Consider the following 12,483-nt stretch of genomic DNA (forward strand, 5'->3'; position numbering starts at 1 on the left):
CGCAGGACGCGCCTCGGCACTTGTGCGACTCGGGCCCCGTACGTCCTCGTACGGGGCCCTGTGCACGCCCTAGAGTGTCGGGGACTCAACCATCTGTGTCGTCTGAGATCTGAGGAACCAGTGCGCCGACTTGCCGCCCTTCTCGTTGTCCCCCTGCTGCTGTTGACGGCGGCGTGCGGTGGCGACGGCAAGGGCTCCGACTCCGCCTCGAAGAACGGATTCCCCGCGATCACCGCGGGTGCGAAGTTCGGCGAGAAGCCAACCTTGTCCAAGGGACAGGGCGATCCGCCCAAGGAGCTGAAGACGCAGGTCGTCAGTGAGGGCGATGGCGCGAAGCTCAAGAACGGCGACGCGATCCAGGTCAACTACCTCGGACAGGCGTGGGACTCCACCAAGCCGTTCGACAACAGTTTCGACCGCAAGCAGCCCTTCGATCTGACGCTCGGTGCGGGCATGGTCATCAAGGGCTGGGACCAGGGCCTCCTCGGCCAGAAGGTCGGCAGCCGCGTCGAGCTGGTCATTCCGCCGGACCTCGGTTACGGCCCGCAGGGCCAGGGCGACATCAAGCCGAACGCCACCCTCGTCTTCGTCGTGGACATCCTGAAGGCGACGCAGATCCCGACGTCCGCCAAGGGCACCGAGGTCGCCCAGGACAACGTCGACCTGCCGAAGGTGGGCACCAACACCGACGGCAAGGCGCCGTCCGTCAAGATCCCCGAGAAGACCGACCCGCCGAAGAAGCTGGTCTCCAACTACATCCTGGAGTCCAACGGGGACGTCATCAAGGAGACCGACAGCGTCGTCGTGAACTACGTGGGCCTGCTGTGGAAGGACGGGAAGACGTTCGACAGCACCTACGCCCAGGGCAAGACCCAGACCTTCCCGCTGGCCCAGGTCACCCTCAAGGGCCTGAAGAACGGTCTGATCGGCAAGAAGATCGGCAGCCGTGTCCTGCTGGTCATCCCGCCGGACCAGGCGTTCGGCGACAAGGCGCAGCAGTCCATCCCCGCCAATTCCACCCTGGTGTTCGCCGTGGACCTGCTGGCAAAGATGTAAGACTGTCCCGGTTGTCCAGTTCATCATTTGGAGGAGCAGTTCAGTGAGCATCGAGAAGCCCGAGATCGACTTCCCGGGTGGCGAGCCGCCGGCCGGCCTGGAGATCAAGGACATCTGGGAGGGCGACGGCGCGGTCGCCAAGGCCGGCGACATGGTCAAGGTCCACTACGTGGGCGTGGCCTTCTCCACCGGCGAGGAGTTCGACGCTTCCTGGAACCGCGGCACCCCGCTGCAGTTCCAGCTCGGTGTCGGTCAGGTCATCTCCGGCTGGGACCAGGGCGTGCAGGGCATGAAGGTCGGCGGCCGTCGCCAGCTGACCATCCCGGCGCACCTCGCCTACGGTGACCGCGGCGCCGGCGGCCGTATCGCCCCGGGCGAGACGCTGATCTTCGTCTGCGACCTGGTCGCCGTCTGATCCGTCCCCGGACGCATCACGAGGGCCCGTGCTGGACTGCACGGGCCCTCGTTCCGTACGGCGTGGGCCCTCGCTTTTGTCCGGACACCCGGGAGCGGTACGGTCGATCGTCGTAGAGCAAGTAGAAAAGGGGCGTCGATGGCCATTGCCAAGGCCGAGCGGCTGATGAACCTGGCGCTGTGCCTGCTGGGGACCCGGCGCCCGCTCAGCAAGCGCGAGCTGCGCGGGTCCATCGAGGCGTACCTGGAAGCGGGCTCCGACGACGCCTTCAACCGGATGTTCGAGCGCGACAAGGACGATCTGCGCGAGCTCGGTCTGGTCATCGAGACCGTGGAGAACCTGGACGGCGACACCGGCTATCTGGCCCGCCGGGACAGCAACCGGCTGCCGCCGATCACGCTGGACGCCGAGGAGGCCGCGGCGCTCGGTCTGGCCGCGAAGGTCTGGCAGCAGGCCCGGCTCGCCGGCGCGGCCAGTGGTGCGCTGCAGAAGCTGCGGGCCGCGGGGATGCCGGAGGCCGAGGACGCGTACGAGGTGCACAGCGCGCTCGAACCCCGCATTCCGGTGCATGAGACCGCGTTCGAGCCGCTGATGCTGGCGTGCCGCGACCGCCGTACGGTCACCTTCGACTACCGCAAGGCCAACGCCGCCCAGCCCGAGCAGCGCCAGGTCGAGCCCTGGACGCTGGAGTGCTGGCGCGGCCACTGGTATCTGGCGGGCTGGGACCGGGACCGTGGCGCCGAGCGGGTGTTCCGGCTGTCCCGGATCACCGGCCGGGTCCGCTCGCGGGCCGGGGCCTTCACCGCCGAGGTGCCCGACGTGGTGACCGTCCGGGAGACCGTGGAGAGCTGGGCCGGGGAGACGGCGACCCGGACCGCGCTGATCAGGCTGCGGTCGGGTTCGGGCTACCCGCTGCGGTCGCGCGCGATATCCGTGCGGGAACTCGGAGACGGCTGGGACGAGTTGGAGATCCCGTACGGACACGGTCTGGACGCCTGGCTCGTCGAGTTCGGCCCGGACGTCGTCGTGCGGGAACCCGCGGATCTGCGGGCCGATGTGGTGGACCGGCTGCGCGCCGTGGCCAAGGACTGAGGGGGACCGTATTCATGGCGACGAACGCGATCGACCAGACACGCCGGATGCTGTCCCTGGTGACGTATCTGCGGGAGCGCCCCGGCGCCCATGTGCAGGATGTCGCCCGTGCGTTCGGGATCACCGAGGACGAGTTGATCTCGGACCTCGACGTGCTCCCCATGTGCGGGACGAGTTTCCGCGGCGGCGACCTGCTGGACATCGACACCGACGGTGACCGGATCTGGTGGCACAACCCGGACGACGTGGCCGAGCCGCTGCGGCTCGCGGCCGACGAGGCGACGGCTCTTCTGGTCGCCGCGCGCGCCGTGGCCACGCTGCCGGGGCTGCGGGAGAGCGACCGGCAGGCGCTGCTGCGGGCCACCGCCAAGCTGGAGACGGCGGCAGGTGAGACGGCGGCGGCGAGCTCCCGGCTCTCGGTCACCTTCGAGGCGGAGGGCGGCGTCTTCGCCGATGTCGACCGGGCGATCTCCGAGCGGCGCAGGCTGTGGCTGCGGTACTACTCGCCCGCGCGCGACGAGCTCACCGAGCGTGAGGTGGACCCGATCCGGCTGTTCGCCGTGGGGCACACGTACATGGAGGCCTGGTGCCGGCTCTCCGAGGACCGGCGTACGTTCCGGCTCGACCGGGTCGCCGAGATCCGACTGCTGGACGAGCCGTCCGCACCCCCGGAGCTGGAGCTGCGGGATCTCTCCGAGGGGCTGGTGCAGCCGGCGGCCGAGGATCCCGAGGTCGTGATCGAGGTGGGACCCGGTGGCCGCTGGGTCGCCGAGTACTACCCGCACGACAGCGCGGAGGAGCTGGCCGACGGCGGACTGCGGATCACGTTGCGCACCCCCGATCCGGCCTCGCTGCGCAGGCTTGCGCTACGGCTCGGAGGGGAAGGGCGCATCGTCGCCCCGCAGGAGCTGGCGCAGAGCGCGCGGCAGGCGGCACGGGCGGCGCTGGCCGCCTATGACGGCCCGGCCTGAACGGATACCTGAGGAGATATGAGCAATATGTCTGTGGTGTCAGGTGTCCCGACCGTGGTGGTACCCGAGTCCGTACGGTTCAAGGCCGCCTGCCCCGACTGCCGCGGGCGCTTCGAGCTCGCGGCGGGCGCCCTGCGCCTCGCCATCGGCGCCAGCCGCCGTACGACGTTCTACTCCTTCACCTGCCCCGAGTGCGGAGCAGCCGTCCGCAAGCCGGCCGGGGAGCGGATCATTGAGCTCCTGACCGGCGGCGGCGTACGGACGCTCCGCCTCCACGCCGGGCTGTAGTACTCCGGACACCCGGCCCACCTAGATATATCGAGGCTCTGCGCATGTTCTGGCCCATGCTCGCCATCGCCCTGGGGTTCCTCGGCATCGCCGTCCTCGGCGTGCTGGCCGTCAAGGTCTTCGTCGAGGCGCAGCGCCTGGGGCGCCAGGTGACCCACACCACTCAGCGCATCAACCGGGCGGCCGAGGATCTCGAACGGGCCGCCACCGATCTTGCAGCCACCGGTGAATCCCTGCGGTAGGCCAGGTCCTTCGGATCGGGCCGGTCGATCGGCGAGGGGCGCGGCCTCCAGTTTCTCAGGTTCGGAGGGTACGCTGCACTGGCGGCCCTGAGAGCGAGGCGTGGGCCGTAATCGCAAGGATGCATGGGTATTGCCCTGCGTTTACTCCTGCGGGATACGATCGCTGACAGTACGAAGATCGGACGTCTGTCCGACGTTCGATCAGCCCCACCCCTGCTGCCTCGGTGAGAAGGTACACGCATATGTTCGGAAGGCTCGGCGCTCCCGAGATCATCCTGATCCTCGTCGTCATTGTTCTGCTGTTCGGCGCGAAGAAGCTTCCTGACATGGCTCGCTCGCTCGGCAAGTCGGCCCGCATCCTCAAGAGCGAGGCCAAAGCCATGAAGTCGGAGGGCAACCCGTCGGCCACCCCCGCCGACCCGCCGCACGACCCCGCCCAGGACCAGACAGCCCCGCGCACGATCAAGGCCGCGCCCGGCGATGTGACGAGTTCGCGACCGGTCGCCGAGCCGACCGACTCGACCAACCGCTGACAACTGGGCCGACGCAGGCGCCGTGACCGGTGACGGCCTGCTGCACGAGATGAGGACGTGGGTTGCTCAAGTCTGCCCGCAAACAGGAGACGGACCCCGAGGGCCGCATGCCCTTGGTGGAGCACCTGCGTGAGCTGCGCAACCGGCTGGCGAAGGCTCTCCTGGCGATCGTCGTCGTCACGATCGTCGCCGCGTTCTTCTACAAGGGGATCATCGAGTTCTTCACCGACCCGGTGCTGAAGGCGGTCGGTTGCCATTCGAGCTTCGCCGAACTCGCCAAGAAGGAGGACGGCACCTGTGCGCGCATCGTCCTGAACGGTCTGCTGACGCCGTTCACCCTCGCGCTCAAGGTCTCCCTGATGGCAGGCGTCGTCCTTTCGTCGCCGATCTGGCTCTACCAGCTCTGGGCGTTCATCGCCCCGGGACTGCACAGGCACGAGAAGAAGTACTCGCTGGCCTTCGTCGGCGCGGGCTTCCCGCTCTTCCTCGCCGGTGGCTTCTTCGCGTACAAGACGCTGCCCACGATGGCCAAGGTCCTGCTGGAGTTCTCGCCGGCCGGTCTGGACAACCAGCTGCCGCTCGACGACCTGCTGGACCTGATCACGCGCATGGTGGTGGTCTTCGGGCTCTCCTTCGAGCTGCCTCTGCTGCTCGTCATGCTGAACCTCGGCGGCGTCATCACGGGCAAGCGGATGCTCGGCTGGTGGCGCGGCATGATCATGGGCATCACGGTCTTCGCCGCACTGGCCACGCCCAGTACCGACCCGCTGACCATGCTGGCGCTCGCCGGGCCGATCTGGGTCCTGTACTTCTGCGCGACGGCGCTCTCGCTCCTCAACGACCGTCGCAAGGCCCAGCGCGAGGCGGAGGGTCCCGCCGATGACGAGGCGTCGGAGCTGGACCTCACCCCCGAGGACGTCGGTGAGATCGAACCGGTCTCGTCCGTCAGGTCGCTGCCGGCCCAGTCGGGGCCGGACCGTGACCGGGTGAACGGTTACGACGACATCACCTGACCTTGTAAGGTCCCCCGGGTGACCAGCGAGATCACCCTTTTCGTCAATCCCACCGCAGGACGCGGCCGGGGCGCGCACGCCGCGCAGCCGGCCGCTTCCGCATTGCGGGACGCCGGATTCTCCGTACGTACGGTCCTGGGCGAGGACGCCGACGACGCGCTGCGGCGGGCCCGTGAGGCAGTCGACGGCGGGACCGGTGCACTGATAGCCGTGGGCGGGGACGGCATGATGTCCCTCGCCCTCCAGGCCGTGGCGGGGACGATGACGCCGCTCGGCGTGATCGCCGTCGGTACCGGCAACGACTTCGCCCGCGCCCTCGGTCTGCCGATACGGGACCCGGCCGCCGCGGGCCGGCTCGTCGCCGAGGCGCTCAAGGGCGGGGCGATCAGGGACATCGACCTCGGCCGGGTCGGCGACCGGTGGTTCGGGTCCGTGCTGGCCTCCGGCTTCGACTCCCGGGTCAACGACCGGGGCAACCGGATGCGCTGGGTCGGGGGGCGGTTCAAGTACGACCTCGCGATGCTCGCCGAGCTCGCCGCGTTCCGGACGATCCCGTACCGCATCAGGCTCGACGGCGGGCCGGTCCAGGAGATCGAGGCGACGCTCATCGCGGTCGGCAATGGCTCCACCTACGGCGGGGGCATGCGGATCTGTGCGGACGCCGTCATGGACGACGGGCTCTTCGACGTGACCGTCGTCGGCGACTGCAGCCGTACGACGCTGCTCAAGGTGTTCCCCCGGGTCTACAGGGGCACGCACCTCGACCACCCCGCGGTCACCGTGCACCGGGTCTCGTCGATCGAGCTGGCCGCCGCCTCCGTCACCGCCTACGCGGACGGCGAACCGCTCGGTGCGCTGCCGCTCACCGCCACGTGCGTGCCGGGTGCGGTCAGGGTTCTTGCACAGTGAAATAAAGATCGCGCTGACTGTCAGAGGTGACGGGTACGCTCGTAAGCAAGATGACAGAGGACCTCTCACCAGCTGAGCGATACCAGGCATTCCGGATCCGCGCCGCCGAGCAGGCCACGGCTCTTGCGCCCTTTCGCGAGATGTACGAGTTCGATCTGGACCCGTTCCAGATAGAGGCATGCAAGGCCCTGGAAGCGGGTAAGGGGGTGCTGGTCGCCGCCCCGACCGGGTCGGGCAAGACGATCGTCGGCGAATTCGCCGTGCATCTCGCGCTCCGCCAGGGCCGCAAGTGCTTCTACACCACGCCCATCAAGGCCCTGTCGAACCAGAAGTACGCCGATCTGGTCAAGCGCTACGGCGCGGACAAGGTCGGCCTGCTGACCGGCGACAACAGCGTCAACGCCGATGCCCCGGTGGTCGTCATGACCACCGAAGTGCTGCGGAACATGCTGTACGCGGGCTCGCAGGCGCTCCGCGGCCTCGGTCATGTCGTGATGGACGAGGTGCACTACCTCTCCGACCGCTTTCGTGGTGCGGTGTGGGAGGAAGTGATCATTCATCTGCCGGATTCGGTGACGCTGGTGTCGCTGTCGGCGACCGTGTCCAACGCCGAGGAGTTCGGCGACTGGCTGGACACCGTCCGCGGCGACACCGAAGTGATCGTCGCCGAGAGCCGACCCGTGCCGCTCTGGCAGCACGTGCTGGCCGGCCGCCGGATGTACGACCTCTTCGAGGAGGAGACCGACCACGGCGGCCGTGGCGCCGGCCGCCGCGAGGTCAACCCCGACCTCGTCCGGCTCGCCCGCATGGAGAACCAGCGCGGGTACAACCCGCGCGAGCGCCGCCGCGGAAAGATGGTGCGCGAGGCGGACCGCGAGCGCGAGCGGCGCCAGCGCAGCCGGATCTGGACCCCGTCCCGGCCCGAGGTCATCGACCGGCTGGACGCGGAAGGGCTGCTGCCCGCGATCACGTTCATCTTCAGCCGGGCCGGCTGCGAGGCCGCCGTACAGCAGTGTCTGCAGGCCGGTCTGCGGCTCAACGACGAGGACAGGCGCCGGCTGGTGCGGGAGATCGTCGAGGAGCGGACCGCGTCCATCCCCGGGGAGGACCTCCATGTCCTCGGCTACTACGAATGGCTCGAAGGGCTGGAGCGGGGCATCGCCGCGCACCACGCGGGCATGCTGCCGACCTTCAAGGAGGTCGTCGAGGAGCTGTTCGTACGCGGGCTGGTCAAGGCGGTCTTCGCGACGGAAACCCTCGCCCTCGGCATCAACATGCCCGCGCGCTCCGTGGTGTTGGAGAAGCTCGTCAAGTGGAACGGTGAGCAGCACGCGGACATCACCCCCGGCGAGTACACCCAGCTGACCGGTCGTGCCGGGCGGCGCGGGATCGATGTCGAGGGCCATGCGGTGGTGCTGTGGCAGCGCGGCATGGACCCGGGGGCGCTGGCCGGACTCGCGGGTACCCGCACCTATCCGCTGCGGTCCAGCTTCCGGCCCTCGTACAACATGGCCGTCAACCTGGTGCACCAGTTCGGGCGGCACCGGTCGCGCGAGCTGCTGGAGACCTCGTTCGCACAGTTCCAGGCCGACCAGTCGGTCGTCGGGATCTCCCGGCAGGTGCAGAAGAACGAGGAGGGCCTGGCGGGTTACCGCGAGGGCATGACCTGCCACCTCGGTGACTTCGAGGAGTACGCGCGGCTGCGCCGCGACCTCAAGGAGCGGGAGACGGAGCTCGCCAAGCACGGTGCGTCGCAGCGTCGGGCGGCGGCTGCGGCGTCCCTGGAGAAGCTGAAGCCGGGCGACGTCATCCACGTGCCGACCGGGAAGTTCGCCGGACTGGCGCTCGTGCTGGACCCGGGACTGCCTGCCGGGCGGGTCAACGGGTACCGGGGGCTCGAATACTACGACGGGCCGCGGCCGTTGGTGCTGACCTCCGAGCGACAGGTCAAGCGGCTCGCCGCGATCGACTTCCCCGTGCCGGTCGAGGCCGTGGAGCGGATGCGGGTGCCCAAGTCGTTCAACCCGCGGTCGCCGCAGTCGAGGCGCGATCTGGCGTCGGCGCTGCGGACGAAGGCGGGGCACATCGTGCCGGAGCGGCACCGCAGGGGCCGGGCCGAGGCCGCCGACGACCAGCAGATCGCCCGCTACCGGGCCGAGTTGCGGGCCCATCCCTGCCATGGGTGCGCCGAGCGCGAGGACCATGCGCGGTGGGCGGAGCGGTACCACCGGCTGCAGCGGGACACGAAGCAGCTGGAGCGGCGGATCGAGGGGCGGACGAACACGATTGCCCGCACCTTCGACCGGATCGTCGCGCTCCTCACCGAGCTGGACTATCTGCGGGGCAACGAGGTCACCGAGCACGGGCGGCGGCTGGCCCGGCTGTACGGCGAGCTGGACCTGCTGGCCAGCGAGTGCCTGCGGGCCGGGGTCTGGGAAGGGCTGAACCCGGCGGAGCTCGCCGCGTGTGTGTCGGCGCTGGTGTACGAGGCGCGGCAGGCGGACGACGCGGTGGCACCGAAGCTGCCGTCCGGACCGGCGAAGACGGCGATGGCCGAGATGGTCCATATCTGGGGGCGGCTCGATGCCCTGGAGGAGGACTTCAAGATCAACCAGACGGAGGGTGTCGGGCAGCGGGAGCCCGATCTCGGGTTCGCCTGGGCGGTCTACATGTGGGCGTCGGGACGGACGCTGGACGAGGTGCTGCGCGAGGCGGAGATGCCGGCAGGGGACTTCGTGCGGTGGTGCAAGCAGGTGATCGATGTGCTGGGGCAGATCGCTGCTGCGGCGCCGGGAGGCGGGGAGAGCTCAGTGGCTCGCAATGCGCGTAAGGCGATGGATGCGGTGCTGCGAGGGGTTGTGGCCTACAGCTCGGTGGGGTGACGGGCCCTCTGCCCCGGACCCCGGTCCTCAGGCGCCGGACGGGCTGGATCGCGGCCCGGACGGGTTGGGGCCGGGTGGATCGGGTCCGTCCGGGGTCGAGGACCGGGGGGTCAGGGGACGGAGCCCCGGTTACGCAGCGGTCTTACGTGCGGCGTCCCGTTTGGCGACTTCGTCCCGGACGATCGGGATGACATGGCGCCCGAAGTCGATCGCATCGTCGAGCAGGTCGTACCCCCGGGCGGACAGCACTTCGACCCCCAGGTCGTAGTAGTCCAGCAGTGCCTGCGCGACCGTCTCCGGTGTGCCCACCAGCGCCGTCGAGTTGCCGGCGCCACCGGTTTCGGCCGCGGTCGGTGTCCACAGTGCGCGGTCGTGGCGCTCTCCCCGGTCGGCGACGGCGAGCAGCCGTCGGGAGCCCGCGTTCTCCGGGTTCCGGAGCGGGTGGCGGCGGCTGAGCGGAGTGCCCGCCTTGCGGGCCTTGATCCGGTCGAGCGTCCGGTGGGCCTTCTCCCAGGCGAGTTCTTCGGTCGGTGCGATGATCGGGCGGAAGGCGACCTGGATCTTCGGGACGTCGACGCGGCCCGCCGCCTTCGCCGCCGCCCTGACCGCGGCGATCTGCTCCGCAGTCTCGGCGAGGGGCTCGCCCCACAGGCAGTAGATGTCGGCCTCGGCGCCCCCTGCCGCGTAGGCCGCCGGCGAGGAACCGCCGAACGAGACCCGCGGGTGGGGCTGTTGGACGGGGAAGGTATCGCTCACGAAGTCGTTGAAGCGGTAGTGGGTGCCTTCGTGATCGAAGGGCTCGTGCGAGGTCCAGGCCTTCTTGATGATCTGGATGGCCTCGCGGGTACGGGCGTACCGCTCGTCCTTGGTGAGGAAGTCTCCCTCGCGCTGCTGTTCGTGATCGTTGCCGCCGGTGATGAAGTGCACGGCGAGGCGGCCGTCACTGATCCGGTCCAGGGTGGCGAAGGTCTTCGCGGCGAACGTCGGGTACGAGACGTTGGGCCGGTGTGCGACCAGGATCTGCAGGGTGTCGGTGCGCGCTGCGACATAGGCGGCCGCGGGGGACGGGTCGGGAGAGCCCGAGCCGTAGGCGAAGAGCACCCGGTCCCAGCCGTAGTCCTCGTGCGCGCGTGCCAGCTCGAGCGTGTACTCCTTGTCGAAGGATGCTCCGGAGCGGGGCGTCACTTCGGATCCGTCATTGGTTGCTGCGATGCCGAGAAACTCGACGGGCATGGCAAAGCCTCATCTCGTGCTGCGGTGAACCGGTCGGGTCGTGCACAGTGCTGACGCGCTGACGTATGAGCAGTCAGGGACGACACGAGGCCGACCACACTCGACCGAAGTCGATGTGGTCGCGGGTGACCAGCCGCAGCTGAGGACGCATCTGCTCAGTGGAACAGGCGGATCGGTACTGCGTCAACCATGCTCCCGGTCAGCGGTCGAGGTAGCCGCGCCAGCCGCCGTACGCCGTGATGTCCGTTGCGCTGCGCAGGGCGTAGGGCTCGCACAGGAAGCCGGGGGCGGTTGTGCCGTCCGAGAGTTCCACCCGGCCCAGCGTCATGGGGGACGGGAGCTCCGCCGTGAGGCGGCCGAGGCCCTCAGGGGGCAGTTGCCATACCTCCACCTCGATCGCGGCGCCGCCTTCGCCCACCCGTTCCAGGCCGGGCTTGGCCGGGTCGGTGCGCAGGGCGTGCAGGCGGTAGACAGGGGCCGTGGTGGTCGTATGGAGCAAGTGGGCGCCCAGGGAAAGGAGTTGAGGATTCAGGGGCTGGCCCGTCAGATGGGCGCCCGCGACGACGAGCCTGGTGGGCGGGGTCAGCAGCGCGGTGATGAGGGCCAGGCGTTCGTCCGTGTGGGCCGGTCCGATCAGCATCACGCCGAAGGGGTGTCCGGCCACGTCGCCGGCGGGGGCGGCCACCGCGCACAGGTCGAACAGGTTGGTGGAATTGGTGAACCGGCCCAGCCGTGCGTTGACGCCCAGCGGGTCCGCGGCCACCTCCGCGAGTGTGGGGTGACCCGGAGCGGTGGGCAGGAGAAGGGCGTCGGCGTCGGAGAGGGCCGTCATGGCGCCATCGCGCAGAACCGCCAGCCGGTCCCGGTCGGCGAACAGACGGTGTGCCGGGATGTCCCGGGCCGCCGTGATGATGTGGGCGACGGTGGGGTCGAGATCGGCGGCGGGGGCGGTGTCGATGAATGCGCCGACCGCCGTGTAGCGCTCGGCCACGAATGCTCCCTCGTACAGCATGGCGGCGGCTTCCAGGAAGGGGACCAGGTCCACCGGTTGCAGGTGCGCGCCCGCCGCGCGGAGGCGGTCGGCCGCTGCCTCGTACGCCTCCGCCCAGCCGGGGTCCAGCTCGCCCAGCTGTTCGGTCGCCGGGACCGCGATCCGCCAGGGACCCGATGTCCGGGCGGGCGCGGACTGCGGCGCGGTCGTGGCCATCAGGGCGAGCGCCTGCTCGGCCTCGGGGAGCGTACGGGCGAAGACGGTGACACAGTCCAGGCTTGCGCAGGCCGGGACCACACCGTCGGTCGGGACCAGGCCGCGGGTCGGCTTCAGGCCCACGATCCCGTTGAACGCGGCCGGGATCCGGCCGGAGCCCGCGGTGTCGGTGCCGAGCGACAGGTCGGCGATGCCGAGCGCGACGGCGACCGCAGAACCGGAGCTGGAGCCTCCGCTGATCAGGGACGGGTCATGGGCCTGGCGGACCGCTCCGTAGGGGGAGCGGGTGCCGACCAGACCTGTGGCGAACTGGTCGAGGTTGGTCGTGCCGATCACCAGGGCTCCGGCCGCGCGGAGGCGGGCCACGGCCGGCGCGTCGGCCGTCGGTTTGTACGCGTACGACGGACAGCCCGCGGTGGTGGGGAGGCCGGCGACATCGATGTTGCCCTTGACGGCCAGCAAGCGGCCGGCGAGGGGGAGATGTTCCCCCGCGGACACGCGGGCGTCGAGGGTTCGGGCCTCGGCCTCCACCTCGGGCAGCGGGCGCAGGTCGATCCAGATCTCCGGACGGTCGACGGCCTCGATCCGGGCATGGGCGGCGCGGACCCGGGCCAGGACGGGTGTGGGCGTGGTCATGTGTGC

12 protein-coding genes are annotated in these 12,483 nt (G+C 69.8%); 10 read left to right on the forward strand and 2 right to left on the reverse strand.

The genetic code is table 11. The features are described 5' to 3' along the window. Nucleotides 1–120 precede the first annotated feature (120 nt). From OHA03_RS25345 to OHA03_RS25390, 10 genes are all read left to right on the forward strand, one after another. A complete protein-coding gene (locus OHA03_RS25345; RefSeq protein WP_267006068.1) occupies nucleotides 121–1,056 on the forward strand; it encodes an FKBP-type peptidyl-prolyl cis-trans isomerase in 936 nt (311 codons plus the stop codon). A 43-nt stretch (nucleotides 1,057–1,099) separates the two neighbouring features. Next, nucleotides 1,100–1,471 (forward strand): FKBP-type peptidyl-prolyl cis-trans isomerase, encoded by a 372-nt coding sequence (locus OHA03_RS25350; RefSeq protein ID WP_267006069.1) that lies wholly within the window; start codon nucleotides 1,100–1,102, stop codon nucleotides 1,469–1,471. Nucleotides 1,472–1,609: 138 nt separating this feature from the next. Beyond that, entirely contained in the window at nucleotides 1,610–2,563 is a 954-nt protein-coding gene (locus OHA03_RS25355; RefSeq protein WP_267006070.1) for a YafY family protein, read from the forward strand. Between the two features lie 14 nt (nucleotides 2,564–2,577). Continuing rightward, nucleotides 2,578–3,534: a YafY family protein gene (locus OHA03_RS25360; protein WP_267006071.1), complete on the forward strand. Its 957-nt coding sequence runs from the start codon at nucleotides 2,578–2,580 to the stop codon at nucleotides 3,532–3,534. Nucleotides 3,535–3,552: 18 nt separating this feature from the next. Further along, the gene (locus tag OHA03_RS25365) at nucleotides 3,553–3,822 is read left to right on the forward strand and encodes a hypothetical protein (protein WP_267006072.1); all 270 of its coding nucleotides are present in this window, start codon (nucleotides 3,553–3,555) and stop codon (nucleotides 3,820–3,822) included. 44 nt (nucleotides 3,823–3,866) lie between these two features. Beyond that, nucleotides 3,867–4,064 (forward strand): hypothetical protein, encoded by a 198-nt coding sequence (locus tag OHA03_RS25370; RefSeq protein ID WP_267006073.1) that lies wholly within the window; start codon nucleotides 3,867–3,869, stop codon nucleotides 4,062–4,064. 242 nt (nucleotides 4,065–4,306) lie between these two features. Further along, the gene (tatA, locus tag OHA03_RS25375) at nucleotides 4,307–4,597 is read left to right on the forward strand and encodes a Sec-independent protein translocase subunit TatA (protein ID WP_267006074.1); all 291 of its coding nucleotides are present in this window, start codon (nucleotides 4,307–4,309) and stop codon (nucleotides 4,595–4,597) included. Between the two features lie 62 nt (nucleotides 4,598–4,659). Further along, the gene (gene tatC / locus OHA03_RS25380; protein ID WP_267006075.1) at nucleotides 4,660–5,610 is read left to right on the forward strand and encodes a twin-arginine translocase subunit TatC; all 951 of its coding nucleotides are present in this window, start codon (nucleotides 4,660–4,662) and stop codon (nucleotides 5,608–5,610) included. Nucleotides 5,611–5,628: 18 nt separating this feature from the next. Next, on the forward strand, nucleotides 5,629–6,519 hold the full coding sequence (locus OHA03_RS25385; protein ID WP_267006076.1) for a diacylglycerol kinase: 891 nt from the start codon (nucleotides 5,629–5,631) through the stop codon (nucleotides 6,517–6,519). A 50-nt stretch (nucleotides 6,520–6,569) separates the two neighbouring features. Next, on the forward strand, nucleotides 6,570–9,401 hold the full coding sequence (locus OHA03_RS25390) for an RNA helicase (protein WP_267006077.1): 2,832 nt from the start codon (nucleotides 6,570–6,572) through the stop codon (nucleotides 9,399–9,401). Between the two features lie 129 nt (nucleotides 9,402–9,530). Here OHA03_RS25390 and OHA03_RS25395 read toward each other — a convergent pair whose 3' ends face one another. Both OHA03_RS25395 and atzF read right to left on the reverse strand, forming a co-directional pair. Continuing rightward, nucleotides 9,531–10,634 (reverse strand): LLM class flavin-dependent oxidoreductase, encoded by a 1,104-nt coding sequence (locus tag OHA03_RS25395; protein ID WP_267006078.1) that lies wholly within the window; start codon nucleotides 10,632–10,634, stop codon nucleotides 9,531–9,533. A gap of 199 nt (nucleotides 10,635–10,833) precedes the next feature. Beyond that, on the reverse strand, nucleotides 10,834–12,477 hold the full coding sequence (gene atzF / locus OHA03_RS25400) for an allophanate hydrolase (protein WP_267006079.1): 1,644 nt from the start codon (nucleotides 12,475–12,477) through the stop codon (nucleotides 10,834–10,836). Nucleotides 12,478–12,483 lie beyond the last annotated feature (6 nt).

The organism is Streptomyces sp. NBC_00154, from assembly GCF_026342835.1.
Classification (GTDB): domain Bacteria; phylum Actinomycetota; class Actinomycetes; order Streptomycetales; family Streptomycetaceae; genus Streptomyces.

Excerpts from the sequence above, each read along its gene's own strand:
- OHA03_RS25365 (WP_267006072.1), top strand. The coding sequence starts at position 3,553 with ATGAGCAATATGTCTGTGGTGTCAGGTGTCCCGACCGTGGTGGTACCC.
- OHA03_RS25390 (WP_267006077.1), top strand. The coding sequence starts at position 6,570 with ATGACAGAGGACCTCTCACCAGCTGAGCGATACCAGGCATTCCGGATC.
- atzF (WP_267006079.1), bottom strand. The coding sequence starts at position 12,477 with ATGACCACGCCCACACCCGTCCTGGCCCGGGTCCGCGCCGCCCATGCC.
- OHA03_RS25360 (WP_267006071.1), top strand. The coding sequence starts at position 2,578 with ATGGCGACGAACGCGATCGACCAGACACGCCGGATGCTGTCCCTGGTG.
- tatA (WP_267006074.1), top strand. The coding sequence starts at position 4,307 with ATGTTCGGAAGGCTCGGCGCTCCCGAGATCATCCTGATCCTCGTCGTC.
- OHA03_RS25370 (WP_267006073.1), top strand. The coding sequence starts at position 3,867 with ATGTTCTGGCCCATGCTCGCCATCGCCCTGGGGTTCCTCGGCATCGCC.
- OHA03_RS25355 (WP_267006070.1), top strand. The coding sequence starts at position 1,610 with ATGGCCATTGCCAAGGCCGAGCGGCTGATGAACCTGGCGCTGTGCCTG.
- OHA03_RS25395 (WP_267006078.1), bottom strand. The coding sequence starts at position 10,634 with ATGCCCGTCGAGTTTCTCGGCATCGCAGCAACCAATGACGGATCCGAA.